This is a genomic window from Nonomuraea sp. NPDC051941 (assembly GCF_044593615.1).
Genome location: NZ_JBIUCF010000030.1, coordinates 40,868 through 66,668, shown reverse-complemented (window position 1 = coordinate 66,668; position 25,801 = coordinate 40,868). Strand labels below are relative to the sequence as shown.

25 protein-coding genes are annotated in these 25,801 nt (G+C 72.1%); 15 read left to right on the top strand and 10 right to left on the bottom strand.

Features of this window, described 5'->3' with window-relative positions:
* Positions 1-27: 27 nt before the first annotated feature.
* The 10 genes from ACIHFD_RS40030 to ACIHFD_RS39985 all read left to right on the top strand — a co-directional run bounded on the left by ACIHFD_RS40030 (position 28) and on the right by ACIHFD_RS39985 (position 11,622).
* Entirely contained in the window at positions 28-1,278 is a 1,251-nt protein-coding gene (locus tag ACIHFD_RS40030; RefSeq protein ID WP_397371383.1) for an MFS transporter, read from the top strand.
* Between the two features lie 556 nt (positions 1,279-1,834).
* On the top strand, positions 1,835-3,385 hold the full coding sequence (locus ACIHFD_RS40025) for an MFS transporter (protein ID WP_397371444.1): 1,551 nt from the start codon (positions 1,835-1,837) through the stop codon (positions 3,383-3,385).
* A gap of 7 nt (positions 3,386-3,392) precedes the next feature.
* Positions 3,393-3,995 (top strand): TetR/AcrR family transcriptional regulator, encoded by a 603-nt coding sequence (locus ACIHFD_RS40020; protein WP_350728736.1) that lies wholly within the window; start codon positions 3,393-3,395, stop codon positions 3,993-3,995.
* 320 nt (positions 3,996-4,315) lie between these two features.
* Positions 4,316-6,328: a hypothetical protein gene (locus ACIHFD_RS40015; protein ID WP_397371382.1), complete on the top strand. Its 2,013-nt coding sequence runs from the start codon at positions 4,316-4,318 to the stop codon at positions 6,326-6,328.
* Positions 6,325-6,714 carry a hypothetical protein gene (locus ACIHFD_RS40010; protein WP_397371381.1) on the top strand — a complete coding sequence of 130 codons (390 nt, stop codon included), beginning with the start codon at positions 6,325-6,327 and terminating at the stop codon, positions 6,712-6,714. The genes ACIHFD_RS40015 and ACIHFD_RS40010 overlap by 4 nt, the downstream gene beginning before the upstream one ends.
* Positions 6,711-7,928: a hypothetical protein gene (locus ACIHFD_RS40005; protein WP_397371380.1), complete on the top strand. Its 1,218-nt coding sequence runs from the start codon at positions 6,711-6,713 to the stop codon at positions 7,926-7,928. Before ACIHFD_RS40010 ends, ACIHFD_RS40005 begins: the two co-directional genes overlap by 4 nt.
* 95 nt (positions 7,929-8,023) lie before the next feature.
* A complete protein-coding gene (locus tag ACIHFD_RS40000; RefSeq protein ID WP_397371379.1) occupies positions 8,024-8,920 on the top strand; it encodes an ABC transporter ATP-binding protein in 897 nt (298 codons plus the stop codon).
* On the top strand, positions 8,917-9,675 hold the full coding sequence (locus tag ACIHFD_RS39995; protein WP_397371378.1) for an ABC transporter permease subunit: 759 nt from the start codon (positions 8,917-8,919) through the stop codon (positions 9,673-9,675). Before ACIHFD_RS40000 ends, ACIHFD_RS39995 begins: the two co-directional genes overlap by 4 nt.
* A gap of 88 nt (positions 9,676-9,763) precedes the next feature.
* On the top strand, positions 9,764-10,942 hold the full coding sequence (locus ACIHFD_RS39990; protein WP_397371377.1) for a sensor histidine kinase: 1,179 nt from the start codon (positions 9,764-9,766) through the stop codon (positions 10,940-10,942).
* Entirely contained in the window at positions 10,939-11,622 is a 684-nt protein-coding gene (locus ACIHFD_RS39985) for a response regulator (protein ID WP_397371376.1), read from the top strand. Before ACIHFD_RS39990 ends, ACIHFD_RS39985 begins: the two co-directional genes overlap by 4 nt.
* A gap of 13 nt (positions 11,623-11,635) precedes the next feature.
* Here the strand turns inward: ACIHFD_RS39985 and ACIHFD_RS39980 are convergent, their stop codons facing one another.
* Complete coding sequence (locus tag ACIHFD_RS39980; protein WP_397371375.1) at positions 11,636-12,406, bottom strand: PP2C family protein-serine/threonine phosphatase; 771 nt, start codon at positions 12,404-12,406, stop codon at positions 11,636-11,638.
* A 71-nt stretch (positions 12,407-12,477) separates the two neighbouring features.
* Between ACIHFD_RS39980 and ACIHFD_RS39975 the strand changes: the two genes are divergently transcribed.
* Both ACIHFD_RS39975 and ACIHFD_RS39970 read left to right on the top strand, forming a co-directional pair.
* Positions 12,478-13,548 (top strand): sigma-70 family RNA polymerase sigma factor, encoded by a 1,071-nt coding sequence (locus tag ACIHFD_RS39975; RefSeq protein WP_397371374.1) that lies wholly within the window; start codon positions 12,478-12,480, stop codon positions 13,546-13,548.
* 63 nt (positions 13,549-13,611) lie between these two features.
* Complete coding sequence (locus tag ACIHFD_RS39970) at positions 13,612-14,412, top strand: YybH family protein (RefSeq protein ID WP_397371373.1); 801 nt, start codon at positions 13,612-13,614, stop codon at positions 14,410-14,412.
* Here the strand turns inward: ACIHFD_RS39970 and ACIHFD_RS39965 are convergent.
* Entirely contained in the window at positions 14,409-14,771 is a 363-nt protein-coding gene (locus tag ACIHFD_RS39965; RefSeq protein WP_397371372.1) for a MerR family transcriptional regulator, read from the bottom strand. The genes ACIHFD_RS39970 and ACIHFD_RS39965 overlap by 4 nt on opposite strands.
* Before the next feature lie 65 nt (positions 14,772-14,836).
* On the opposite strand from ACIHFD_RS39965, the gene ACIHFD_RS39960 reads away from it, so the two are divergent.
* On the top strand, positions 14,837-15,478 hold the full coding sequence (locus tag ACIHFD_RS39960; RefSeq protein WP_397371371.1) for an SDR family NAD(P)-dependent oxidoreductase: 642 nt from the start codon (positions 14,837-14,839) through the stop codon (positions 15,476-15,478).
* Positions 15,479-15,566: 88 nt separating this feature from the next.
* On the opposite strand, the gene ACIHFD_RS39955 is transcribed toward ACIHFD_RS39960, so the two are convergent.
* From ACIHFD_RS39955 to ACIHFD_RS39925, 7 genes are all read right to left on the bottom strand, one after another.
* Positions 15,567-16,277, bottom strand: a complete 711-nt coding sequence (locus ACIHFD_RS39955) for a GNAT family N-acetyltransferase (RefSeq protein WP_397371370.1) — start codon at positions 16,275-16,277, stop codon at positions 15,567-15,569.
* Positions 16,278-16,344: 67 nt separating this feature from the next.
* On the bottom strand, positions 16,345-17,415 hold the full coding sequence (locus tag ACIHFD_RS39950; RefSeq protein WP_397371369.1) for a hypothetical protein: 1,071 nt from the start codon (positions 17,413-17,415) through the stop codon (positions 16,345-16,347).
* Between the two features lie 102 nt (positions 17,416-17,517).
* Entirely contained in the window at positions 17,518-18,018 is a 501-nt protein-coding gene (locus ACIHFD_RS39945) for an SRPBCC family protein (RefSeq protein ID WP_350728762.1), read from the bottom strand.
* Entirely contained in the window at positions 18,015-18,380 is a 366-nt protein-coding gene (locus ACIHFD_RS39940) for a metalloregulator ArsR/SmtB family transcription factor (RefSeq protein WP_397371368.1), read from the bottom strand. The genes ACIHFD_RS39945 and ACIHFD_RS39940 overlap by 4 nt, the downstream gene beginning before the upstream one ends.
* Before the next feature lie 21 nt (positions 18,381-18,401).
* Positions 18,402-19,814 (bottom strand): acyltransferase, encoded by a 1,413-nt coding sequence (locus ACIHFD_RS39935; protein WP_397371367.1) that lies wholly within the window; start codon positions 19,812-19,814, stop codon positions 18,402-18,404.
* Positions 19,807-20,514, bottom strand: coding sequence for an alpha/beta hydrolase (locus tag ACIHFD_RS39930; protein ID WP_355206222.1), 708 nt, complete (start codon positions 20,512-20,514; stop codon positions 19,807-19,809). The genes ACIHFD_RS39935 and ACIHFD_RS39930 overlap by 8 nt, the downstream gene beginning before the upstream one ends.
* 262 nt (positions 20,515-20,776) lie before the next feature.
* Positions 20,777-20,911 carry a hypothetical protein gene (locus tag ACIHFD_RS39925; RefSeq protein ID WP_397371366.1) on the bottom strand — a complete coding sequence of 45 codons (135 nt, stop codon included), beginning with the start codon at positions 20,909-20,911 and terminating at the stop codon, positions 20,777-20,779.
* Between the two features lie 213 nt (positions 20,912-21,124).
* On the opposite strand from ACIHFD_RS39925, the gene ACIHFD_RS39920 reads away from it, so the two are divergent.
* On the top strand, positions 21,125-23,650 hold the full coding sequence (locus tag ACIHFD_RS39920) for a histidine kinase (protein WP_397371365.1): 2,526 nt from the start codon (positions 21,125-21,127) through the stop codon (positions 23,648-23,650).
* Positions 23,647-24,309, top strand: coding sequence for a response regulator (locus ACIHFD_RS39915; RefSeq protein ID WP_397371364.1), 663 nt, complete (start codon positions 23,647-23,649; stop codon positions 24,307-24,309). Before ACIHFD_RS39920 ends, ACIHFD_RS39915 begins: the two co-directional genes overlap by 4 nt.
* Positions 24,310-24,928: 619 nt before the next feature.
* On the opposite strand, the gene ACIHFD_RS39910 is transcribed toward ACIHFD_RS39915, so the two are convergent.
* Complete coding sequence (locus ACIHFD_RS39910; RefSeq protein WP_397371363.1) at positions 24,929-25,744, bottom strand: pentapeptide repeat-containing protein; 816 nt, start codon at positions 25,742-25,744, stop codon at positions 24,929-24,931.
* Positions 25,745-25,801 lie beyond the last annotated feature (57 nt).

Here is a 25,801-nt window from a genome sequence, read left to right as displayed (position 1 = left end):
GAGAATCAGCGCGGAGGTTGAAACGACATGGCTCTCGCCCCTTACCGACGACTGGTCAAGATCCCGGGCGTTCCCGCGTTGCTGCTGATGGGGCTGCTGGCGCGGGTTCCGTCCACGGCCATGGGGATGACGCTCACCCTGCACGTGGCCATGGCGCTCGACCTGGGCTACGGCAAGGCGGGGCTGGTCACCATGGCCAACACCATCGGCATGGCGATCGGCTCGCCGTTGTCGGGGAGGTTCGTCGACAAGCATGGGTTACGTCCTGTGGTCATGGTCACGACCGTGGCGCAGGCGGTGTTCTGGGCGTGTGCGTGGGCGCTGCCGTTCCCGGCCCTGATCGGGACGGCGGCGGTGGCGGGGCTGCTGGCGTTGCCGGTGTTCAGCGTGACCAGGCAGTGCCTGGCCGCCATGGTGCCGGTCTCCCAGCGGCGCAGCGCGTTCGCGCTCGACTCCATGCTGGTCGAGCTGGCGTACATGGCCGGTCCCGCTCTCGCGGTGGCCGGGCTGACGACGCTGGACAGCAGGGTGACGATGACGATCATCGGAGTCGCCACGGCGGCGGCGGGCCTGGGCATGTTCATGCTCAATCCGCCCACCCGATCGCCCGACGAGCTCGAGGCGCAGTCGATCAAGGTGTCGAGGCGGCAGTGGCTGACGCCCGGGTTCGTGGCGTTGCTCGGGACGGCGGCGGCGGCCACGTTCGTGCTCACGGCCACGGAGCTGTCCCTGATCGCGACCATGAACAACGCCGGCCAGACCCAGTGGGTCGGCCTCGCCGTCGCCATCTGGTGCGTTTACTCCCTGATCGGCGGCTTCGTGTACGGCGGGCTGTCACGTGGCTTCTCACCCTTGGTGCTCATCGCCTCCATGGGCCTGCTCACGATCCCGGTCAGCCTGGTGAGCAGCTGGCAATGGCTGGTCGTGATGCTCCTCCCGGCAGGCCTCCTCTGCGCGCCGGCACTGTCGGCCACGGTCGACGTGCTCTCCCGGTGGGTGCCCGCCGCGGCGCGAGGCGAGGCGATGGGCTTCCACGGCACGGCCCTGCTGATCGGCGGCGCGAGCTCGGCCCCCATCGCGGGCGCCGTGATCGACGCAAGCGGGCCGACGTGGGCGTTCGTGCTCGCGGGCCTGGTGGGAGTGGCCATGGTGCTCGCCGCCGCCCCCTTCTGGCCCCGCCGCCCCGCCGACCCCCTCCCAACCTCCACCCAGACCCCGTCGGCCTCGCCCCCTTCGACCCTCACCGAGCCCACTCCAGCACCAGCCGAGGCCCCTTGAGCCGGTGACCAGCAGGGCCCCGGCGATCGGCGGCTTCTTAAGCCGACGGCCGGTGGTCCTCCGACCGGTGCGCGCGGGGGACGGGTGATCGTCGGCGGCTCGCGCGGCGGCCTGAGAACACGACGGCCAGTGGCTTCACGCGCCCGCTGGCACCGAGTCGGGTGCGCCATCGCGTCGGACGACAGCAGTCCGGGGCCACGCGGTGGTGTGGGGGATGGGTGCGTGGTGATGCGGCCGTAGCGCTCCGGCGGTCACAGGCAGCGCCCGCGGGAGCACTACGGCCGCGGGCGCCGGCTGTCGCCGCAGCCGAGGCCTTGGGCGCGCTTCCTTGCCAGCGGCAGGAGCGAGGACGGCCGGAGAAAGCGGGAGACGGCTGGGCGAAGATGATCCCGAAGCAGCGGCCGACCGCGGTCAGCACCTCGGCTCGCGAGCGTTGGCGAGAGTTAACCCAGGGTTTACGAAACGGGACCGTTGCGTATCGGAATACCTTGCGATACGGTGTCGTTGCGAAACTCGTACGTATCGAAATTGGGGGCTCTTCGTGAGAGACGTAGTAGTGGACCCGAACGCGGGCCATCCACGCCGATGGGGGATCCTCGGCGTGCTGGTGTTCAGCCTGCTGGCCGTCGTGCTGGACAACACCATCCTCAACGTGGCGATGAAGACCATCGCCGACAAGACGGTCGGTTTGGGGGCGACGCAGAGCGAGCTGGAGTGGGCGATCAACTCCTACACGCTGGTGTTCGCCGGGTTGCTGTTCACGTTCGGGGTGATCGGCGACCGAACAGGGCGCAAGCGGATGTTGTTCATCGGCATGGCGCTGTTCGGCCTGGCCTCGCTCGCCAGCGCCTACTCGCAGGATCCGATGCAGTTGATCCTGGCGAGGGCGGCGATGGGCATCGGCGGGGCGGCGATCATGCCGGCCACCCTGGCGATCATCTCCAACGTTTTCCCGCCCGGTGAGCGGGGCAAGGCGATCGGCGTGTGGGCTGGTGGTGTGGGTCTCGCGGTGGCGATCGGGCCGATCACGGGTGGTCTGCTGATCCAGCACTTCTGGTGGGGCTCGGTCTTCCTGATCAACGTGCCGATCGTGATCATCGCCATGATCCTCATCGCGACCCTCGTACCGGAGTCGCGTGACCCGAAGCCGTCCAGGCTGGACCCGGTCGGTGTGCTGTTGTCGATCATCGGGTTGGTGGCCGTGGTGTACGGCATCATCCGCGGCGGCGGCCTCGGCACCGTCTTCAGCGCGGAGGTCCTGGTGCCGACGCTGTTCGGGCTGGTGGTGCTGGGTGCGTTCGTGTGGTGGGAGCGGCGCATCGACCACCCCATCTTCGACGTCCGCAACTTCGGCAACGTCCGCTTCAGCTCGGCCATCGGCATGATGGGCATCGTCTTCTTCGCGATGATGGGCGGGATGTTCTTCCTGACCTTCTACCTGCAGACCGTGCTGGGCTTCTCGCCGGTGCAGGCGGGGGCGCTGATGATCCCGTTCGCCGCCGCGCAGCTCATCTTCGCGCCGCTCAGCCAGCGGGTGAACGAGCGGTTCGGCGCCAAGCTGTCGGCCACCGTGAGCATGATCGTGGTGACGGCGGCCCTGGCCAGCTACGCGCTCATGGACCAGGACACTTCGATCGTGCTGATCGAGGTCATCTTCTTCGTCCAGGGCGCCGCGATGGCGAACATCATGCCGCCCGCGACCACCGCCATCATGGAGTCGCTGCCCAGGGAGAAGGCCGGCGTCGGCTCGGCCATGAGCAACACCGTCCGCCAGGTCGCCGGCGCGCTCGGCGTGGCCGTGCTCGGCTCGGTGCTGTCGTCCAACTACCGCGGCGAGATCACGCCCTCGCTGGCCGGCCTGCCCGCCGACGTCCAGCACACCGCGGGCGAGTCGATCGTGCAGACGATGGGCGTCGCCCAGGCGCTCGGCGAAAAGGGCCAGGCCCTGATCAAGCCCGCGTTCGCCGCGTTCGTCGACGGCATGCACGTGACGGCGCTGGTGTCGGCGGTGATCGCGCTGGTAGGCGTCGCGGTGGTGGCGAAGTGGATGCCGGGCAAGACGCGCCCGGCCACGCAGGCGGAACAGAAGGAACCGGCTGTAGTGTGAGGCAGCGATGACGATCCAGGAATCAGGGACTGCCCGTCCGGCGGGGCGTCCGCGTAGCGAGAAGGCCGAGAAGGCGATCATCGAGGCCACCCTCGATCTGATCGGCGAGGGCATGGGCGTCTCCGATCTGTCCATCGAGGCCATCGCGTCGAGGGCGGGTGTCGGCAAGACGACGATCTATCGGCGCTGGTCCAACAAGGAGGACCTGGTCGTCGACGCTCTCGCCACGCTCAAGGCCCCGGTGCCGTCGCTCGCCGGTACGTCGGTGCGTGACGACCTGATCTCCCTGCTCGACGCGATGCGCAGCGAGTCGGGTGTGGCCCGCAACCGCTGCGTGATGAAGATCGCCATGAGCGAGGCCGATCGGTATCCGCAGTTGATGGACCGGTTCATGAAGCGGGCCATCGAGCCTCGGAGGCAGGCGATGCGCGCGGTGATCGAGCGCGGCATCGCCAACGGCGAGCTCCGCGCCGACCTGGACGTCTCGATGGGCATGGCCGTTCTCACCGGCACCATGCTCTGGTTCACCAAGTGGGGTCCGGCCGGTGACCTCGACGTGGATCTCGCCGAACGCGTCGTGGACGTGGCGCTGGCGGGAATGGCCCCCTGACGGCAGACGGCGGCCACCTGCGCATGTCCCGGGCCTGTGCCGTGTCCTTCGGATGATGGCGTGAGTGCCGTTTTCGGAGGCATGGGACCTCGGGGTGATGACTCCCGGCGGGGGCGTGTCAGCGCCGCCCCCGCCGGGCTTTGCCTCATGTGGGTTTGTGGCAACGGGGTCCGTAGGTGATCGTTTTGGCCTAGGCAGAACGTGAGCATTGTTCTAATCTCGCGGCCATGCCCCCCATGCGAAAAATCGCGACAATCGTCGTGCTCACGTCAGGTCTGCTGTTATCCGGCGGCACCGCTTTCGCCCATGAGGAGCGTCCGGTGACGCTGCCTGATGGTACGGGGACGGTGCCGGTGCTGCGGTCCGGGGAGCCGGATCTGCTGGTGTGCAAGACGGATAAAGCCGACTTCGAGCGTCGAATCGCGAAATTTCCGGATGAGCTCAAAGCCCGCAACCTCGACCTTTTCGCGAAATGTCAGCAAAAAGGGGTTAGGCACCTCCAAGAAGCCGTCGACCAGGTCGACCGCCCCGGAATGACGATCGCCATTCTCCCCGGCCTCTACCGCGAGGAACCCAGCCAGCCCGCCCCCACCGGCGCCTGCGCCCAGCTCCCCGCCCGCCGGTCCACGTGGGGCTACCAGATCCTCTCCTTCGAACAGCAGCGTCAGTGCCCCCACAACCAGAACCTCGTCGCCATCCTCGGCAAGAAGGACCTGCAGATCGAGGGCACCGGAGCCGATCCGCTCGACGTCGTGATCGACGCGGAGTACCGCAAGCTCAACGCCGTCCGCGCCGACCGTACCAATGGCATCTACTTCCGGAACTTCACCGCCCAGCGCACCACGTTCAACTCCCTGTACGTGCTCGAAACCGACGGTTTCGTCATCGACCGCGTCCTCACCCGCTGGAACGACGAGTACGGCTTCCTCACCTTCGCCAGCGACCACGGCCTGTACACCGACTGCGAGGCGTACGGGAACGGCGACGGCGGCCTCTACCCGGGCAGCGCCTCCAACCTCAACGACGGCCGCGGCCACGACGTCCCCAGGTACGCTATCGAGATCCGCCGCTGCAGGAGCCACGACAACGCGCTCGGCTACTCGGGCACCGCGGGCGACTCGATGTGGGTGCACGACAACGAGTTCTACGACAACATGGTCGGCGCCACGATGGACAGCCTCTGGCCCTCGCACCCCGGACTGCCGCAGAACCACGCCAAGTTCGAGAACAACAAGATCTACGACAACAACCGCGACTACTACCGCTACACCCGCGACGGCACCTGCGCCAAACCCCCGGCCGAACGCGGCTACGAGCGGGGCGTGGTGTGCTCGCAGGTGGGCGTGCCCCCGGGGACGGGCATCCTGGTCGCGGGCGGCAACTACAACGTCTTCAGGAACAACCGCGTCTGGGGTCACCGGCGGGCGGCCTTCCACCTGTTCGGGGTGCCCGCGTTCATCAGGGGCGAGAACGACCTGGCCAAGCAGGCCGACACCTCCGACTACAACCGCTACGAGGGCAACGTGTTCGGCGTGAGCCCGACGGGCGAGCGGCGGCCCAACGGGCTGGACGTGTGGTGGGACGGTCAGGGCACCGGCAACTGCTGGCAGGGGGACACGGGCGCGTCGTCGCCCGCCGTCCTGCCGGTCTGCGCCGCCACGGCGCCCGCGCTGTCGGGCGGCGCGAACCGCCTGCTGGCCGAGCCCGTGAAGCTGATCAAGCTGTACCTGTGCGCGGACTTCAGCGCCTCGCAGGCCCGCCTGCCGGCCGGGTGCGACTGGTTCGGCGCCTCGGGGCTCGGCAAGGTGGAGGCGCAGCTCGCCCTCGGCGGGTCGGCGGTGCTCGGGCTGCTGCTGGGGCTGTTCTGGTGGCGTTCGCGGCGGGGCGCGCGGCGGCACGGCGGCGACGGCCGGTCGGGGAACGGCGTGGCGCCCGCGGTGACGGCGATCGTCCGGCGCCGGCACCGGCTGGTCGTGGCCGGGAGCGTCGCCGGGGCCGCCGGGCTCGTGCTCGACGTGCTGGCGGCGGCCGTGGACAGCACGTCGCAGGCCGGGGCCGCGTTGCTGCTCATGGGGGCGTGGTGGCTCTGCCTGGGTGCGGCCCTGCGGGGCAGGCGGCCGGCGTTCGGCCTGCTCACGATCGTGGTGGGGCTGCTGGCCTGCGCCGACGCCTTCGATCGGCTGGTGTACCTGATCCCCGTCGTCCCGCTGGGGCCGGGGTGGATCCGGGGGCTGCTGACCGGGCTCTGGGTGCTCTGCGCGGTCGTGGTGCTGGCGCCGCGGCGCAGGGGCACCGCGCGGGAGACGCCCGCCGAGGCCGAGGTGAGTGCGTGAGCGGGTTCGTCCGCATGGCCGGGTGCGTGCTGGCGGGCTGGCTCGTCACGGCGTGCGGGCCGCTGTCGGAGACCCACCACAATCCGGGCAACAGCCACGAGGTGGCCACGGAGGCGCCGAGCGGGCAGGCGGACGCCGTGATCACCATCGCCCGCGGCCAGGTGAGCCCGCCGCCGGGCTGGCTGGAGGTGGCCAAGGGCCGGCAGGTCAGCATCACGGTGACCAGCGACGTCGCCGACGAGCTGCACGTTCACGGCTACGACATCGAGGCCGAGCTGCGGCCGGGGGTGCCCGCGACCGTGCGCTTCACGGCCGGCCTGACCGGGGTGTTCGAGGTGGAGACCCATAAGAGCAAGCTGGTCCTCACGCAACTGGCGGTCCGGTGACGGCGGGGGTCCTCGCGCACGGGATCGGTACGCGCGGCGACCTGCCGATCCCGCTCTTCTACGCCTACGCGGGCGCTTTCGCGGCGCTCGTCGTCTCGTTCCTGGCGCTCGGGCTGCTCTGGGCCGACTCCCGCTTCCGCGGCGACCGGGCGGGCCTGGTGATCCCGTTGCGCCTGCCGGACCGCCCGGCGCGCGTGCTGACCCTTGTCCTCTCCGTCTACACGATCGGCCGGCTCGTGGCGGATCCCGTGGACGGGAACGCGGGGCCGTACCTGGTGTATGTGCTCTTCTGGGTGGGTCTGGTCCCGGCGTCGCTGCTGTTCGGCCCGGTGTGGCGGGCGCTGAGCCCGTTCCGGCTGCTGCCCGACCGGCCCCGGTGCCCGCTCCCGCGCCGGCTCGGTTACTGGCCCGCCGCCGCGGGGCTGCTCGCGTTCACCTGGACGGAGCTGGTCGCCCCCGAGCCCGCGGCGCCGCTCACGCTGCTGACCTTCTGCGCCCTGTACGCGGCCACCCAGCTCACGGGCACCCTCGTGTACGGCCACGCCTGGCTGGAACGCGGCGACCCGTTCGAGGTGTACTCGACCCTCATCGGCCACCTGTCACCCCTCGGCAGAAAGGCGAACGGCGACCGCGTCCTGCGCAGCCCTTTCGACGGCCTCGACGCCATCCAGCCCGCCCCCGGCCTGGTCGCCACCGTCTGCGTCCTGCTCGGCGGCACCGCGTACGACGGCTTCTCCGGCACCCCCGCCTGGGTGAACGCCCTCCAGTCAGGCCCGCTCGGCCGCACCGGGCTCGGCACGCTCGGCCTGCTGGCCACCGTCGCGGGGGTGGCCCTCCTGTACGCCGCCTGCCTCGGCGCGGCCGGACTGATCGGCGGCACCAGGGGGCTGACCGCCCGCTTCGCCCACTCGCTGGTGCCGATCGCCACCGGTTATCTCATCGCCCACTACTTCTCCCTCCTGGTCATCGAGGGCCGGCACGGCCTCCTCCTGGCGCTCGGCGTGGCCGCCCAGCCCGACCCGATCGCCGTCGAACCCGCCACGATCGCCGTCGTCCAGGTGCTGGCCATCGTGGTCGGCCACGTGGTGGGGGTGGTGGCCGCCCACGACCGCTCCGTCCGCCTCCTGCCGCCCGGCCGCGCGGTCGCGGGCCAGATCCCGCTGTTCGTCCTCATGGTCTGCTACACGATCGGCGGCCTGACGCTGCTGCTGTGAGCGGAACGGGCCCGACTTCCGGTGGAGATCCGGGGCCTCGGGGTTCAGCCTCTGGTCGGTCGTCCGCCGAAGGGCCCTCTTCTAGCGTCGAAGGCATGATCGAGGTACGGGAGCTCACCAAGCGGTACGGCGGCGTCACCGCCGTACGCGATCTGTCCTTCACGGTACGGCCCGGCCAGGTGACCGGGTTCCTCGGCCCCAACGGCGCAGGCAAGTCCACCACCATGCGTGTCATCCTGGGGCTGCACCGGCCCAGCGCCGGGGCCGCGACCGTCAACGGCCGGCCCTACGCCGAACACCCCGACCCGCTCCGGCAGGTCGGCGCGCTGATGGAGGTCACGCCGGCGCACGGGGGCCGCACGGCGTACCAGCACCTGCTGGCGCTGGCCCGCACGCACGGGATCGCGCCCGCCCGGGTGGCCGAGGTGCTCGAGTTGGCGGGGCTGTCCTCGGTGGCGGGGCGGCGGGTGGGCGGGTTCTCGCTGGGCATGCGGCGGCGGCTCGGGGTCGCGGCGGCGCTGCTCGGGGACCCGTCTGTGGTGATCATGGACGAGCCGGTGAACGGGCTCGACCCCGACGGGGTGCTGTGGGTGCGCACCCTGCTGCGGTCGCTGGCCGACGAGGGGCGCACCGTGCTGGTGTCCAGCCACCTGATGAGCGAGATGGCGCTGACGGCGCGGCAACTCGTGATCATCGGCCGGGGGCGGCTGCTGGCGGAGACCTCCGTGGCCGACCTGATCGCGCGAGCCGGGACGGGCGCGGTGCTGGTCCGCTGCCCGCGCGCCACGGAGCTGCGGGATCTGCTGGTACGGCACGGGGCCTCGGTGACCAGTGCCGAGGCGGGCGTGCTCGAGGTGGGCGGGCTGGCCGGGGAGGCGATCAGCGCGCTGGCCGCCCGCGAGGGGCTGGCGCTGCACGAGCTGACGCCGCGGCAGGCGTCGCTGGAAGAGGCGTACATGGAGCTCGCACGGAGCGAGAGGGGGATCCGATGAGCGGGCTGACGTTCGGGAAGGTCGTGCGCGCGGAGTGGACCAAGCTGTTCGCGCTGCGCTCCACCTGGGTGGTGATGGGGGTCGTGCCACAACTGCTGGTCGGGTTGGCGGCGCTGATCGGCTGGAACGCCTCGGGGGCCGCCGAGGCTCCGGGCGGGGTGACGCAGGCGGTCGGGGGCGGGTTCCTGGTGTTCGCGGTCGTGTTCGGCGTGTTCGGGGTGCTGGTCATGACGGGCGAGTACGGGTCCGGGCTGATCGGGGCCACGTTGGCGGCCGTGCCGCGGCGGCTGCCGGTGCTGTGGGCCAAGGCCGTGGTCCTGGTCGTGACGACCGGGCCGCTCATGGTCGTGACCTCCCTGCTGGCCTTCCTGGCCAACCAGGCGTTCGCCGCCCATCCGATCACGCTGGGGGATCCCGGGGTCGTGCGGGCGATCCTGGGGGTGTCCGCCGCGACGGTCGCGGTGGCGCTGCTGGGCCTCGCGATCGGCACGATGCTGCGGCACACCGCGGCCGCGGTGCCCGTCTACATCGGGGTGCTGGTGCTGCTGCCGCCGGTGCTCCTCGCGGCGCTGCCCGGGGCGGTGCGGGAGACCGTGCTGCCGTACCTGCCCACGCTGGCGCTGCAGGCCATGTACCACGTGGGGGACGACGGCGTGCCCGTGCTCGGCCCGGCGGCCGGGGCGGCGGTGTCGCTGGCCTGGGTCGCGGTGGCCCTGGCGGGTGCGGCCGTGCTGCTGCGCCGGCGCGATGCCTGAGCCGGAGGTGGAGGCGATGGTCGGGCCGGGGGCGGGGGTGGGCCGCCGGGTGGTGCGTGGCGCGCCGGGCGGCCCTAGCCTGGGGAGCGTGCGCCGACTTCGCGCCCTCGCCCAGCGCTGCCCGCGGGTGGTGGACGCCTGCCTGGCCGGGCTCGTCGCGGCGGTGAGCGTGCCGGTGACGATGGGCGGCGGCGGCGCCCCCGGCGTGTTCGAGCCGGGCACCGGCGTCACGGGGGCCGGCTGGGTGTGGTTCGCCGCCGTGCACGTGCCGCTGGTGTGGCGGCGCAAAGCCCCCGTGCTGGTGTTCTGGGCGGTCATGGCGCTCGTGGCGGGCTGCGTGCTGGTCGGCCGCTTCACCGGCGTCTTCCTGGTCTTCGTGCCGCTCGTCGCCGTGTACGCGGTGGCCCGGCACCGCCCGGCCCGCCACCTGTGGCCCGCGGCGGGGGCGGCCGTGCTGGCCATGGGTCTCGGCCGGCTGCGTGACGACCCGGGCTGGCCGGTCATGATCGGGGTGGCCTCGCTCACGGTGGCCACGGCGCTGGCCGGGGTCGTCCTGCGGCTGCGGCGGGCGTACGTGGCGGATCGGGCCCGTCACCTGGAGCGGGAGCGCGACCAGCAGGCCCGGCTGGCGGTGGCCGCCGAACGGGCCAGGATCGCCCGCGAGGTGCACGACATCGTGGCCCACAACCTGGCCGTCATGGTCGCGCTGGCCGACGGCGCCACGTACGCGGGGCCCGAACGCGCCGCGGACGCGATGGGGAAGGTCGCCGCGACGGGACGGGAGGCGCTGTCGGAGATGCGGCGGCTGGTCGGGCTGCTGCGCGAGCAGCGGGCGCCGCAGCCGGGCTTCGACGACCTCGACCGCCTGCTGGAACAGGTGCGCGCGGCCGGCCTGCGGCTGGTGGTCACCCACGAGGGCGTGCCCGGCGCGTGGGGCCCGGGGGCGGGCCTGGCCGTCTACCGGATCGTCCAGGAGGCCCTGACCAACACGCTCAAGCACGCGGGCCCGGGCGCCCGCGTACGGGTCCGGCTCTCCTACACCCCGGAGGCCGCCGACCTGGAGATCCTCGACGACGGCGCGGGCCGCGCCGTCGTCCCCGACGACCGGACGGAAGCGGAAATGCCACCCCAAGGGGGACACGGGCTGATGGGGATGGCCGAGCGTGCCGCCCCGTATGGCGGGCAGGTGGAGGCCGCGCCGGTGCCCGGCGCGGGATGGCGGGTGCGCGCCCGGCTCCGCTTCGACGACGGCGTGGTGGCGTCGTGACGGCCGGGGTCCTGCTGGTGGACGACCAGCCGCTGCAGCGCCTCGGCTACCGCATGGTGATCGACGCCCAGCCCGACCTGGAGGTGGTGGGGGAGGCGGGCGACGGCGCGCAGGCGGTCTCGATGACCCGGGCGCTGCGGCCGGACGTGGTGCTGATGGACGTGCGCATGCCGGTGCTCGACGGCATCGAGGCGACCAGGCGCATCGTCGGCGCGGGGTCCGCGTCGCGGGTGCTGGTCCTGACCACGTTCGACCTCGACGAGTACGTCTACGCCGCCCTGCGGGCCGGGGCCAGCGGCTTCCTGCTCAAGGACGTGCCCCCGGCGGACCTGCTCACGGGCGTACGCGCGGTCGCCGCCGGGGACGCCATGGTGTCGCCCGCCGTCACCCGCCGCCTCATCGACGCCTTCGCCGCCCACCTGCCGGACCCGGACACCGGCCGCACGGCGGCCGACGAACTGCTGCACCGGCTCACCGAGCGCGAGCGGGACGTGCTGATGGAGGTGGCGCGGGGCCGCTCCAACGTGGAGATCGCCCAGGCTCTGACGGTCTCGGAGGCGACGGTCAAAAGCCACGTCGGACGTATTCTCGCCAAACTCGATCTGCGCGATCGCGTGCAGATCGTGGTGCTGGCGTACGAGACGGGAATCGTCCGGCGCGGCGACGGCGGAGTGACCTGATCAGAGCGCGTGTCTACGCCGTGACCGCGAGGAGCACCGCGGTGACGTTGTCGTGCCCTCCCGCGTCCAACGCCCGCCCGACCAGCGCCCGAGCGTCCGCCAGCAGCTCGCCGTGGGAACGCAGGGAGTCCAGGCCGGGCAGGTGCCGCCACAGGCCGTCGGTGCACAGCAGCAGGCGGCCCGGCCCGGGGGGACGGTAGCTGCGGATACGCGGGTCGGGGTCGCCGGAGTCGGCGCCCAGCCAGGCGGAGAGCGCTTCGTGCGCGCCCGTGTCGTCCTCGGTCAGCGCCATCCCGGCACCCGCGTCCGGCAGCCAGTACGCGCGGCTGTCGCCGATCCAGCAGGCCCAGATCCCGCCCTGGCCGGCGACGCCCGCGACGTACGTGCAGGCCGGTGCGGCGTGCGCCGACTCGGCCAGGGCGGCGACCGCCCGGCCCGCGCGGGTCGCGGCGTCGGCGAGCGCGGTTTCCGGCAGCGCGCCCGCCCGCAGTCGCACCGCCAGGGTGGACGCGCCCGTGTCGGCCGCGATGCGGGCGGCGCGCTCGGAGCGGGGCGACATGGACACGCCATCGCACACCACACCGATCGTCCACGCGCCCTCCCCGGCCAGCGCCATCGCGTCGGCGTTGACGCCGCGCCGCAGCCCGCGGTCGCTGACCCCCGCCCCGCCGCCGGTCGTGATCTCCAGATGTGAGCGGAAGGCCGGTTGGGCCTGGCCGCAGTCCCAGCAGTGGCCGTCCGGAGTTACGGTGCCGCCGCCACAGAGGGCGCAGTGTGTCGTCATCTCCCCTCAATCGTGGCGGAGCGCGGCGATCCGGGCGCGGTAGCTTGGGCGCACCGGGAGGGGGACAGGCGATGGCGGACGAGGCGACGGCGGCGGGCGAGGCGACGGCGGGCGAGGCGACGGCGGGCGAGGCGACGGCGGGCGAGGCGACGGCGGGCGAGGCGACGGCGACGGCGGCGGAGCTGCTGGCCGCGGCGCGGGGTGGGGACGACCTGGCGTTCGGGCGGCTGGTCGGGCCGCTGCGGGACGAGCTGCGGGCCCACTGCTACCGGATGCTGGGGTCCGTCCACGACGCCGAGGACGCCGTGCAGGACACGCTGGACCGGGCGTGGCGGAACCTGGCGCGGTTCGAGGACCGCGGGTCGATCAGACCGTGGTTGTACAGGATCGCGACGAACAGGGCGCTGACGCTCATCGAGAGCCGGGGCCGCCGCGAGCTGCCCGCCGACCTCGACCCGGCCGGTGGCGAGGTGGCGTGGCTGGAGCCGTACCCGGACAGTCTGATGGCCTGGACGGCGGGACTCGGACCCGAGGCGCGGGCGGTGGCCAGGGAGAGCGTGGAGCTGGCGTTCGTGGCGGCGCTGCAGCACCTGTCGGCCGTGCAGCGGGCCGTGCTGCTGCTGCGCGACGTCCTCGGGTACGCCGCCCGCGAGGTCGCCGACCTGCTGGACACCACGGTCGCGGCGGTCAACAGCGCTCTCCAGCGGGCCAGGAAGAACCTCGCCGAGCTGCTTCCCCCGAGCACCCAGCGGCAGACCCTCGGCGAGCTGGGTGAGGCGGGGAGCCGGGAGTTGGCCCGCCGGTACGCGGCCGCCTGGGAGGCCGGGGACGTGGACGCCATCGTGGCCATGCTGGCCGAGGACGCGAAGTACTCGATGCCGCCGCTGGCGGCCTGGTTCGAGGGGCGCGACGGCATCCGCGGATTCCTGCTCGGCGGACCGCTCAAGGAGCGCTGGCGGATGCTGCCCGCGTGGGCCAACGGGCAGCTGGCGTTCGGCACGTACATGTGGGACGAGAGGCGGGCGGCCTACCTCCCGGCCGGGCTGGACCTGCTGGTGGTGCGGGGCGGTCAGGTGGCGGAGGTGGTGTCGTTCCTGGAGGCCGATTTCGCCGGTTTCGGCCTTCCCGAGGAAGTGCGATGAGTTTCGGGATCCGCCCGGGTTGTACGTCCGGAACGAAGGTATCGACCCGGAAGGACCCCATCCATGTCCACGAACGAAGACCAGATCCGCGACCTCGTCCTGCGCTGGGCCGAGGCGGTGCACCGCGGCGACCTGGAGACGGTCCTCGCGGACCACGCGGGGGACATCGTGATGTTCGACGTGCCGGAGGACGTTCGCGGCATCGAGGCGTACGAGAAGGCCTGGCCGCCGTTCTTCGAGTGGCAGGCACAAGGGGCGGCGTTCGAGATCGAGTCGCTGGACGTCGTCGCCGGTGACGGCGTCGCCTTCGCGTACGCGCTGCTGCGGTGCGGCATGCCCGCCGACGACCGGCGGCTGCGGCTGACGCTCGGCCTGCGCGAGGAGGGCGGCCGGTGGGTCGTCGCGCACGAGCACCACTCGTTCCCGATCGCCGACGACGGGGCGGCCGTGCGGGAGGTGCGCGGGGTGCACGAGCGGTGGTACGCGGGCACCGCGGCCAAGGACCTGGACGGCATGATGGCCGCCATCGCCGACGACGTCGTGTCGTACGAGCACGACGTGCCGCTCGAGTACGTGGGCGTCAAAGCGGTGCGGGAGGTCTGCGCGCGCGGCCTCGACGAGGGCCCCGACGTCCGCTTCGACATGCCGGAGCTGAGGGTCATGGCCCGGGAGGACCTCGCGGTCGCGTGGGGGCTGAACCGGGTGCGCGTCGGCGGGGGCGGTGAGACGTGGTCGCGGGGGACGCGGGTGTTCGAGCGGCGTGACGGCTCCTGGGTGATGATCCACCAGCACGTCTCCTACCCGTACGACCCGGCCACGGGCGAGGCGCGAACCGACCTGCGCCCCGGGCCTGCCCGGCGCTAGGCGGGCGGCAGGACGGTGGCGAGCATGGTGTCGAGGGCGCGCTGGGACGTCTGCAGCCGCTCGATCGTCCCGGCGATGCGCTCGCGCTCTTTCCGCAGGTTGTTCACCATGCCCGGGCATGCCGTCGGCACCATCCCGTCGCCGTCGTCGTGGACGCAGGGGAGCAGGAGGGCGATGACGGTCGTCGGGAGCCCGGCGGCCAGCATCGTACGGATGTGGCGCACCGACGCCACGTCCGGCTCGCCGTACTCGCGGTAGCCGTTGGGCAGCCGCACCGGCCGCAGCAGCCCCTGCTCCTCGTAGTAGCGCAGCAGCCGCCTGCTCACTCCGGTGCGGCGGGCCAGCTCTCCGATCTTCATATGCTCCTTGACCTTCACATCGATGTGACGCCTTAGCTTCCGATCACAACAACGGAAAGGAGCCGATGATGCCTGGAGTTGTGATCATCGGAGCGGGGCCGGGGATCGGCCGGTCCGTCGCCCGCCGGTTCGCGCGGGAAGGGCTGCCGGTCGTGCTCGTCTCGCGTACCGGCACGACGCTCGACCTGGACGGGGTGCTCGCGTACAAGGCCGACAGCGCCGACGAGGACCAGCTCAGGGCGGCCCTCGACGCGGCCGCCGCCGAGCTGGGCACGCCGGACGCCGTGGTCTACAACGCCGCGATCATCCGGCCGGACGCGCCGGGCGAGGCGAGCGTGCGGGCCCAGCTGGACGCCTGGGCCGTGAACGTGGTGGGGGCGCTCGTCGCGGCCGCGCACGTGGCGCCCGCGATGGCCCGGCGCGGCAGCGGGTCGTTCCTCATCACCGGGGGGATGCCCGAGCCCAAGGCCCGGTACGTCAGCCTCTCGCTCGGCAAGGCGGGCGTGCGGACGCTGGCGGCGCTGCTCGACCAGGAGTACGGGCCCTCGGGGGTGCACGTGGCCAGCGTCACCGTGGCCGGACCGGTCGCGCCCGGCACGGCCTTCGACCCCGACGACATCGCCGAACACTACTGGCGCCTGCACACCCAGCCTCGGGAACGGTGGGAACGGGAAGTCCTCCACGACGGCACGGCATCACGTCCGTGAGGCTGTCGAGCCGCGGGAGCCGGCGACGGCACGGCATCAGGCTGCCGAGCTGCGGGTGTGAGTTTCCGGAGCCGGCGGCGGTACGGCATCACGTCGGTGGGGCGGTCGAGTCGCGAGGCGTGAGTTTCCAGAGCCAGCCGATCGCGTCGAACCCGAGCCGTCCGGCCACCCGCTGGGAGGAGTGGTTGTCGGCACTGGTGCTGTAGAACAGGCGGATGCCCGGCAGCAGGCCGGCCCACGCCGCGGTGGTCGCCGCCGCGTACCCGCGGCCTCGAAAGGCGGGCGAGGTCCAGGTGCCCGCCTCGGCTCCCTCGGGGGTCAGCCGGGCGCTGTGGCAGATCGCGGCCACCTGTCCGTCCTCGACGATCATCGCCCAGGGCGCGCCCGCGCCGCCGGCGAGGAGCTCGCCCCACTCCGCGGGCTCCCATTCCGCGGGGCGCAGCGGTCTCAGGCGTGCGGCGTGCGACGGGTCGTCCGACCTGATGACCTCGGCGGGCGCCTCGAACCTGAGCGGCGGACGCACCAGATAGCACGGCCCTCCGGACACCGCCCGCCCGCCGCCCAGCAGGGCGTCGCACCGCGCCAGGAGGTCAGGCGGGTGGCCGGGGGACGACGGGACGCCTTGGGAGACGAGGTCGAGAAGCTGCGTGGCGACCGGGCCGGGCACGTCGGCGCGGACCGCGGCGGTCATGCCGTCGGCCGCCACGCCGATCACCAGCTCCTCAGGCCCCGGCAGGCGGCCTCGGTCGTCGAGGTGCCAGATGACGCCGAGCTCGACGCGGAGCAGATCGACGCTCATGACTCCTCCGGCCCTGGCAGGCAGCCTCGGCCGTCGAGGCACCAGACGACAGCGAGCAGGTCGACGGTCATGATTCCACCAGTGTGAACGCGGCGCTGGCCGCCACCCTGCCGTTGACGATCACGTCGAGCTCCCGGGTGCCCGGCGGCTCGTCGCGGGTGGTGACCGGGCGGAAGGAATGGCTCTTGCGCACGGTGAACGTCGTGCCCGGACCCTCCGCCTCCCGCCGGCCAAGGTGGAACACCCGGCGCGAGCCCGCCCGCCGGATCGCGTACTTGAGCAGCACAGGACCCGGCGCGCCCGCCGTGACCGTGACGGCGAAGGCCAGCCTGCCGCCGACGGCCACCGTGTCGGAATCGAGGGCCAGCAGGTCGACCGCGCCGCTGCCCGGGGTGGCGCCCATCAGCGCCAGCGCCTCGGGATGGCCGGAGCGCAGCAGCCCGCGTACGGCGTGGCGCAGCACCTTCTCCACGTGCGAGCCGCCGTCGGAACGCCATCGGGCCAGCAGCTCCAGCGCCACCTCCGGATGGTCCTTGGCCAGGTCGTTGACGTGGTTGGCGACCGAGCGGCGGACGTATTCGCTCGGGTCGTCGCGCAACCGGTCGAGCAGGGGCAGGGTCGGCCCCGGCGCCATCAGCCAGCGCACCCGGGCGCCCCACGGCAGCCGCGGGCGCGACCCCTCGGAGGCCAGGCGGCGCAGATGCTCATCGGGGGACTCCGCCCAGCCGTACATGATCTTGAGCGCGTCGTCGCGATAACGCTCCAGGTAGGGCCGTACGGCGAACTCGCCCGTCGCGTACGGCGTGAGCACGGCCAGCGTGCCCATCCCCGCCTCCAGGTGGTCGAGCCCCTGGACGGCCGTGTGATCGGTGGCCGGCCAGCCGCTCCACATGTCCAGCGCGACCCGCGAGGCGCACTCGCGCACGACCTCGGCGGCCTGCGGGTAGGGCAGCGGCAGCGCGTCGTGCAGGGCCGCGGCGACATGCCGGACGCGGTCCTTGAGCTCGAATCCGTCCAGCCCTGTCAGGGCGCGCGCGGTGAAAGCGGCCCGTGGGAACGGCGACCAGGCGGCGGCCAGCCCGTCGGCCAGCACGGATATGGACCCGGCGTTGATCATGTCCTTGAGCGGTTGAGGCACGCGCCCACTGTGCCAGCCGCCACCGACAATCCGTCAGCCCTGCCGGGAGACAATGCCTCAGCCCTTGCGGGAGGCATTCCCCCAGCCCTGTCGGGACAGTCCTCAGCCCTGTCGGGACAGCCCGAGGAAGTAGGGCCGCATCGAGGGATAGTAGTCGTCGAAGTCCGGCGTGGGGGAGCCGTCGCGGGAGGCCACGAGCATGTCGAGGTAGTACTCCCAGCCGGGGCCGACCTCGCCGATCGCGTCCTCGGTGTCGAGATGGTGGACGAACCGCAGCTCCGTCGTGCCGTCGCGCTCCTCCAGCAGCAGCTCGACCCGCCAGGCCCCGAACTCGTCCAGCGCGGACAAGGCCAGCCGCCTCGGCGGTTCGCATGCCTCGATGCGCATTTCGGACCAGGGGGCCTGCTCCTCGTACACCAGCCGCACCTTGATCGTTTGGCCGGGCGCGCCGTGACCCTCCCACGGGCCGAACCAGCGGGCGGTGCGGTCGGATTCGGTGATGCTGGCCCACACGTCCTCGGCGGGCGCGCGGAACGTCCGGCTGAGTACGAGGTCGCTCCCCTCGCTCGTCCCGAACAACCGGCCGGTGGGGATGCGGTTCATGCTGATTCTTCCTCTCTGCTGCTCTTGGTCCCGGTGGTCGGGCGGCGCTCGCGGCGGGTCCGGTAGACCTCGGTCTCCAGCGCGTCCAGGCGGTGCTCCCACCCGGAGGGCCGGCCGAACTGGGCGAGCCAGGTGATGAGCTCGTCGAACTGCTCGGGTTCGAGCGCGTAGAAGCGCTGCCTGCCGATCAGCTCCACGCGAACCAGCCCGCTCTCCCTGAGCACCCGCAGGTGCCTGCTCACGGCGGGCCGGCTGATGGCGAACCGCTCGGCGACCTCCCCGGCGGACAGTCGCCCGTCCCTGAGCATCTCCAAAATCTGCCGCCGCACCGGGTCCGCGATCGCCCCTGCCACCTCGTCCACGGTGAAAGCGTAACCTACTGGTTACGCGTTCGCCAAGCGCGTCTTCCTGGACGGCGCCCGCTCGCGCGCGTGGAACGCGACCCAGCACACCGCCAGCGCCAGCCCGAACACCGGCACCCAGCCCAGCCGGGCCAGCACCCACTCCGGCCCGTCGGGCACCGTGTGCAGGCCGGGGAGGGCTTCGCCCGTGAGCAGCCCGAGCGCGGTGACAAGGATCATCGCGCTCTGGTGCCACAGGAAGATCGTCATCGCGGACAGGTTCACCAGCGCCACCGCCGCCCACACGACCGGCCGCCGCAGCGCCCGGCGCAGCGGGCCGAGCAGGAGCAGGGCCGCCCCGCACTGGGCCAGGCCGAAGGAGACGGCCGCGAGCGTGGGCGGGTCGAGGTTGGAGACGGCGGCGCCGGGCACCCCGACCATGGCCGCCGGATACCCCGCCCCGACCACCAGCCCCACCGCTCCCACCGCCCCGCCGACCAACAACACCCACCCGGCGGTACGACTCCGCAGCGCTCCGCGTGCCCAGGCCGCCCCCAGGCAGTACGGCACCAGCCACCCGGCCACGACGTTCACGGAGCCGAGCGACTCGCTCAGCCCGTGGGACTCCAGCCACCCGGCCAGGACCTTTATGGATCCGAGCGAGTCGCTCGGCCCGAGGGACGCCGGCCACCCGGCCAGGGCGCTGACGGCGCCGACCCACGAGGACCCGCCCACGCCGTACCGGACCAGATCGATCACCGCGACGGTCACCAGCGGCCACATCGGGTGTAACCGGGCCACCAGGGGAGTCGCCGCCGTCAGCACCGCGAACACCACCAGGAACCACATCGGCGACAGCACCAGCTTGACCAGCCTGGCCACGGTCACGGTGTCGGCTCCTGCGGCCAGCATCCCGGCCACCGTCACGCTCCAGACCGCCAGCACCACGCCGACCGGCCGGAACAGCCGCGCCAGCCGGGCCCCCAGCCACTGCCGGTACGCCCCGCCCGCCGCGCCCCGGCTCCTCGCCGCCGCGTACCCGCCCACGAGGAAGAACACCGCCAGCGTCTGGAACAGCCAGGTCGCGGGGGCCAGCTGCGGCATGTACCGCAGCGGGCTGGCCACCCGTATCGCGCCGCTGTCGAGCACCAGCGCCGTCACCAGCCAGTGCCCGAGCACGACACCACCGATGGCCACTGCCCGGAGAGCGTCGATGGCGCGGTCACGATCGGGCGGGGTGTCACGCTCGACCCGCCGCACGAGGTCACGCAACGGCGCGAGTACGCGGCGCCGCCCGGTCGCGGCGGCGCGGCCGACCCGCGATGTGAGCTTGCGCACCGGCTCGCCGGCGCGGCGCTGCTCGGGCGAGCCGCCGTGGACAGCCCGCCGCACGAGGCCCCGCGAGGGCGCGCGGCCCCGGCGCCTCCCAAGCCGCGCGCGAGCGGAGTCACGCATGACGGCCCACCTCGCGGACCGCCTGCCCGGTGACGATCCTGGCGATGTTCTCCAATGCCGGCGAACCAGACCTGAGATAGTCGCTGTGCCCACCGCCGCCCGCCGCGAAGACATGGGCACCGAACTTCGGGGACACCGGATCGGTGCCGAACCCGGCAGTGAGGAAGGGCAGGCGGAGCCGTACGTTCGGGATGCGCGCGACCCAGTCCCCGCCGCCCCGGCCGGCCCAGACGGTGGCCCTCGTCCGCAGGGCGGCGACGTCGGGCGCGATCACGCCGGGGCTCCCGTACAGGACGATGTTGCCGACATCCAGCCCGGGCGCGGCCCGCGCGCACACCACGGAACCGTACGAGTGACACAGCAGCGAGATCGCGGCGGCAGGCTTGGCGGCGGCGAGCTCCCGTACGAACGCCCGCAGCCCGGGGACGGCCCCATCGGCCCAGCCGGCCGACATCGCGGCCAGACTGACGGTGCTCGGGGTCCGGTATCCGAGCCAGGCTATGACGGCGGCCCGATCCCCGAGCGCCTCCCGCAGCCGCATGGCTCCGCCGCGAAGGAGTCCGTACTTGTCGAGATTGGTGTCGGAGCCGGGGACCAGGACGGCGATCCTGCCTGCTGTCGCCAGATCGCCGAACACCTCGACGGCCCGGCCGCCATCACGCCCGTCGAAGGCCAGGAACCGGCGGGACGCATCCGCCATGTCCCGCAACATCGCAGCCCGCCACAGATGCCCATACCGGACCGCCATCCGCTCAGCCGCCCGGATGTCCTCCCTGCTCGCGGCATAGCGCCGCGCAAGAGCAGCGGGAGCGGCACTCCGGAGCGTCCCGAGATGATCGGGTACGGGCGCCGCCACGGCCCCCGGCCACGCCGCCCCCGAAACCGGCACGCCCACGGCGACGGCGACAAACGCACCAACCAGAAAACGCCACCAACTCCGTCCCCGAAGCGCTCCCCCCTCCCTAGCCCTCAGCCATCTCCTCCCACACCCCCACGCAATCCGGCCGCACCACGCCGCCGGCTTCGCGTTGGACGGTGTTTGCCTGACCGACCAGCCCGTCGGCCTCGAGCACCACCACGTCCGCCTGGCTGACCACCGTGGCGGCCTTGCTTGTGTCGCCCGGCCGGCTCGGGTCGCCGTCCCGCGACGTGGGACTTCTTCATGGACTTCGATCACCCAGGCGACGCTGCCGCACCCGACACCCCCGCCACATCGAACCCACGACCGCATTCCAACGACCCAGGGTGGACCCAAGATGTACGACCGTGGTCCGATGCCCCGCCCAACATCACACAGCTACCATCGGCCCATGCAGGTCACCCCACCCCTCCCGCTCCTGAGGCGGGTGCCATCCGGCCTCTGGACGGCACTGGCCTGGTGTGCGGGCCTGGCGCTCACGTTCCTGATGCGCGTCAGGCTGCCAGGTGAGGCGGAGCCCGCCTACAGCCCCGGTGCGTTGCTCTACCGCTGGGACGGCCTGTCGTTCCTGATCGTGGCCACCGCGCTGGTCGTGGCGGGCAGCATCCTGCTGGACCGCCGCCCACTCCCGGCCCTGACCCTGCTGCTGGCCGCCTCCGCCGTGGCGTGCATGCCCCTGGGCGTAGCAGAGATCCCTGCGGCCCAGTTCCTGGCAGTCGACGCCGCCCTCTACTTCATCGCGGCCACCGCCCCACGCCGTACGAGCATCACCGCCATCACCATGGCGCTCATCACGCTGGCGGGCTATCTGGGGACGCGGCTGCTCTTCGGCTGGGTCGTCGGGACCTCGGCGGAGCTCGCCGTGGCCATGACGGCCGTCATCGCCTGGCTGGTCGGCCGCTCGGTGCACCAGGCCCATGACCACGCCGAGAGCCTGCGCATCCAGGCCACAACCCAAGCCATCACCAGCGAACGCCTCCGGATCGCCCGCGAGCTCCACGACATGGTCGCGCACAGCATCGGCATCATCGCGCTGCAGGCGGGTGCCGCTCGGCGAGTGATCGACACTCAGCCCGTACGCGCCCGCGAAGCGCTGGGCGAGATCGAGACGGTCGGCCGCGAGACACTGTCCGGCCTACGCCGGATGCTGGGCGCCCTCCGCCACCCCGAGCCAGCCCAGCCACGAGAAACGACACCCACCACTCACCCCAAACCAGCCCAGCCATCGCAGAGCGAGTCGTCCGCCCGCTCCGCACCGGTCGACCAGCAACCCGGCACGCTGCCCATTCCAGCCCAGCCATCGCAGAGCGAGCCGTCCGGCCACTCCATGCCGGTCGACCAGCAACCGGGCGCGCTGCCCGATCGGCTCGCACCGACCGAGCAGCGACCGGACGCGTCGTCCAGCCGATCCGCGCCGGTCGAAGCAGGGCCCGCCCAGCGCACGCCGGTTGAGTCGGGGTCGGGTGCTCCGTTCAGTGGGCCTGCGGTGGCTGAGGAGGGGTTCGGTCGGTGTGCGCCGGTGGAGCTGGGGTCGGGTGCTCCGTTCGGTGGGTCTGCGGTGGTTGAGGAGGGGTTCGGCTGTTTTGTGCCGGTGGAACTGAGGCCTGGTGTGCCCCTCGACCGGCCTGCAGCGGCCGGGCTGGTTGAGCAGGGGGCAGGCCGGTGCGGGCCGATTGAATCGGGGCCGGATGGGTCTTTCGGCGGGTTTGCGTCGGCTGAGGAGGGCCCGGATGTGGCGCTCGGCCCGCCTGCGCAGGTCGAGCAGGGGCAGGATGCATTGGCCGGGTGGAGCCAGCAGGGGTTGCTCGGCTCGCAGGGGTTGCTCAGCCCGGATGGGTCGCTCAGTCAGCACGCGGCGGTCGACCTGCCACAGCGGAGACGGTCCGATTACCCCGAATCGGGCCAGGTGCCGCCGGCTGTGCCTCTCGGTCAACCCGAATCTGGCCCCGCACCTTCGATAGCCCCGCTCGCCTCCGGCCTGGCCCCGTTTGACTCGGGCCTGGCGCCGCTTGACTTGGGCCCTGCCCGGTTTGACCCGGGCCTCGCCCCGACTGGGCTGGCCGACCTGGAGCGGCTTGCCGCGACGACGACGGCCGCCGGTGTTCAGGTCCAGGTGCGCTGGCGGGGTGTACGGCGTTCGCTCCCTCCGGAGATCGACATGTCCGCCTACCGCATCGTCCAGGAGGCGGTCACCAACGTCACCCGCCACGCCGAGCACCCCTCGTGCCAGGTGACCATCGACTTCGGTGATGAGGAGTTGGCCATCGAGGTCATCGACCCCGCACCAAGCCCCCACCCCAGCCTTCCCCCGGACCCTGGTCTGGCTCTTTCCTCGGGCACCATCCCGGCCCTTCCTGCGGACCCCATCCCAGTCCTTCCCTCGGGTCCCAGTCTGGTTCTTTCCTCGGACCGTAGTCTGGCTCTTTCCTCGGACTCCGGTTCGGATCTTTCCGCAGGCTCGAGTTCAGGTCTTTCTTCGGGCCGCAGTCTGGCCTTTGCCTCGGGCTCTGGTGCGGGCGTTTCCTTGGGCCGTAGTCCGGGTCCTTCCTTGGACTCCGCTTCGGGTTCTTCCCCGGACCGCAGCCGGGGCGTTGCCGCAGCTCCCGCTCACGATCTCAACTCCGCCGTCGACCTCACTTCCCCCTTCGGTCCCAGTTCCGACGCCAGCCTCAGTCCGGGCTCCGGTCCTGGTCTCGGTGCTGTCACTGCTCACAGCTCCGGCTCTGGTGCTGGGCGTGGTTTTGGGTTTGGAGGTGGCCGGGGACCAGGTCGGGGGCGTAAGACGGGGGTTGGGTATGGTCTGGTCGGGATGCGTGAACGAGTGGCTCTGCTGCATGGCGTCTTCTCTGCCGGGCCACGTCAGGAAGGCGGGTTTCGGGTGGTGGCACGCTTGCCCGCACCGGCGCGGGTGCGATGAACGTCCGTGTCCTGCTGGCCGACGACCAGCCGCTCATTCGGACCGCCCTGCAGATGGTCATCACCGACGCGCCGGATCTCGAGCTCGTCGGCGAGGCGGGAACGGGTACGGAGGCGGTTCGCCAGACCGAGGAACTGCGGCCCGATGTTGTGGTGATGGACATCCGCATGCCTGGCATGGACGGCATCGAGGCCACCCGTTTGATCATGGCCGGCCCCACCGATGCCCGCGTCATCGTCCTGACGACGTTCGACGAGGACGATTACGTGTACGGGGCGTTGCGGTCCGGGGCGTCCGGGTTTCTCGTCAAGGACATGGCGCTTGATGACATTCTTGCGGCGATTCGCGTAGTCGCTGCGGGAGATGCCCTGATCGCGCCTAGTGTCACCCGTCGGCTGATCGAGGAGTTCGCTGCTCGCCCTCAGCCCGGTCCGCGCCATCGGTCCCTCGACGGCATCACCGATCGGGAACGCGAGGTGCTGACCCTCATCGCTCGTGGGCTGTCCAACACGGAGATTGCCACCGACCTGGTTCTGAGCGTTGCCACGATCAAGGCGTACGTGACGAGGCTGCTGACCAAGCTGCACGCCCGTGATCGCGTTCAGCTCGTCATCATCGCCTACGAGGCGGGCCTGGTGTCAGCGTCCCGCGACGGATAGGTCGCCTTGCGACGAGGAGCCCCTCGCCGGGTGACGTAGTTTCCGGCAGGCGTCTGGCGAGAGGCTTTCCCTCGCGTGGGGGGAGGTCTGTCGGAGGGGGTCGGTTGGATCTGCCGGGAGAGGTCTGCTGGAGGGGGTCGTCGGGGGTTCTGTCAGCCGGGAGGGTCGCTGGAGGGTGGTCGGGCGAGAGGTCGCTGGAGGGTGGTCGGGCGAGAGGGCTGCCGGAGCGATGGGCAGGGACATCGGACCGTTAAGGCCGGACCGGACACTTGCGGGCGGGAAGGACTCCGGGCGGGAGGAACCCCGGACCCGGACCCGGAGCCCGCATCCCCGGACTCCGGACTCCGGACGCCGGACCCCGGACGCCGGAGGACGGGCCGCGGACCACGGGCCACGGGCTGGGGGCCGCGGGTCCCGGGTCCAGGACGACGGGCCGCGGAGCACTGGCCGCGGAGCACGGACCCCGGAGCACGGGTCCCGGACAACGGGCTGCGGGCCCCGGGCCCGGGCCCCGGACACGAGCTGTGTCGTCCGGGTGCGGCGTGGGCGCGGGGGAGCAGGATGCTTGACACCGTTCGGAGAGTGTTCGGCTGAGCGATGTGCGACTCAGGCTCAGCCCTCAGGACGGTAGGCCGAGTGCGCCTTCCAGGTGGGCCTTGCGGAAGGTTGTGCCGTCCAGTTGGGCGCCGGTGAAGTCGGCCTGGCGGAGGTCGGCGCCGGTGAAGTCGGCTGTCCGGAGGTCGGCGCCGGTGAAGCGGGCTTGCGGAAGGGCGGCGTTCTTGAAGTGGGCCGTACGGAGGTCCGCGTTGGTGAAGCGGGCCTGGGACAGGGTGGCGTCCGTGAAGTCGATGCCGCGCAGGTCCGTGCCCGACAGGTCGGTGGTGCGGAGGGTGACGCCGTCGGCGGCCACGGGGCCGGTGGAGACGGGGCCGCGGTCGGACTTGCGGTCGCGGCGGCCGAGCACGGTCAGGGCGGCCTCGACGGTCAGGTGGGGGCGAGGGGTCGCCTGGCCGCGGGCCCGGTCCTGCAGGTACGCGGCGATGCTCAGGGTCACCTTCCAGGCGAAGGACGGCGCCTCGTGGGAGATGTCCTCCAGTTCGTAGAGGCCCTGGACCCGGGCGCTGGAGTCGCTGGACCTGAGGTCCTTCAGCGCCTGGTCGTAGCGCGCCTGAAACTGCTTCTGGGTCTCGAGCGAGACGGTCTGGGAGCTGAAGTAGAACGTGCCGACCAGGCCGGCCAGGGAGAGCGCGGCGGTGACGAGGGAGCCGACCTGCATGAGCATCGTCCGGGTGGCGGTCACCGCCTCGGCCCGCTGGTCCGGCGCAAGCGCTTTGACGTCCGCGGTCATCCGGCGGGTGACGGGGCCGAGCAGCGCCCCGACGGCCACGGCCGAGCCGGCGACCACCACCCCGAGCACGATCATCAGAAATGTCATGGTGCGCCTCTTCCGCTGATAAGGCCGGCGTCCGAAGGATCGGCCGGGCCATATTAG

Coding starts and splice junctions, on each gene's coding strand:
- ACIHFD_RS40030 (WP_397371383.1), top strand. CDS start 28: ATGGCTCTCGCCCCTTACCGACGACTGGTCAAGATCCCGGGCGTTCCC.
- ACIHFD_RS39970 (WP_397371373.1), top strand. CDS start 13,612: ATGTCCACGAACGAAGACCAGATCCGCGACCTCGTCCTGCGCTGGGCC.
- ACIHFD_RS40020 (WP_350728736.1), top strand. CDS start 3,393: ATGACGATCCAGGAATCAGGGACTGCCCGTCCGGCGGGGCGTCCGCGT.
- ACIHFD_RS39945 (WP_350728762.1), bottom strand. CDS start 18,018: ATGAACCGCATCCCCACCGGCCGGTTGTTCGGGACGAGCGAGGGGAGC.
- ACIHFD_RS39995 (WP_397371378.1), top strand. CDS start 8,917: ATGAGCGGGCTGACGTTCGGGAAGGTCGTGCGCGCGGAGTGGACCAAG.
- ACIHFD_RS39915 (WP_397371364.1), top strand. CDS start 23,647: ATGAACGTCCGTGTCCTGCTGGCCGACGACCAGCCGCTCATTCGGACC.
- ACIHFD_RS40000 (WP_397371379.1), top strand. CDS start 8,024: ATGATCGAGGTACGGGAGCTCACCAAGCGGTACGGCGGCGTCACCGCC.
- ACIHFD_RS39930 (WP_355206222.1), bottom strand. CDS start 20,514: ATGGCGGATGCGTCCCGCCGGTTCCTGGCCTTCGACGGGCGTGATGGC.
- ACIHFD_RS39975 (WP_397371374.1), top strand. CDS start 12,478: ATGGCGGACGAGGCGACGGCGGCGGGCGAGGCGACGGCGGGCGAGGCG.
- ACIHFD_RS39910 (WP_397371363.1), bottom strand. CDS start 25,744: ATGACATTTCTGATGATCGTGCTCGGGGTGGTGGTCGCCGGCTCGGCC.
- ACIHFD_RS39955 (WP_397371370.1), bottom strand. CDS start 16,277: ATGAGCGTCGATCTGCTCCGCGTCGAGCTCGGCGTCATCTGGCACCTC.
- ACIHFD_RS39960 (WP_397371371.1), top strand. CDS start 14,837: ATGATGCCTGGAGTTGTGATCATCGGAGCGGGGCCGGGGATCGGCCGG.
- ACIHFD_RS39920 (WP_397371365.1), top strand. CDS start 21,125: ATGCAGGTCACCCCACCCCTCCCGCTCCTGAGGCGGGTGCCATCCGGC.
- ACIHFD_RS39965 (WP_397371372.1), bottom strand. CDS start 14,771: ATGAAGATCGGAGAGCTGGCCCGCCGCACCGGAGTGAGCAGGCGGCTG.
- ACIHFD_RS39980 (WP_397371375.1), bottom strand. CDS start 12,406: ATGACGACACACTGCGCCCTCTGTGGCGGCGGCACCGTAACTCCGGAC.
- ACIHFD_RS39935 (WP_397371367.1), bottom strand. CDS start 19,814: ATGCGTGACTCCGCTCGCGCGCGGCTTGGGAGGCGCCGGGGCCGCGCG.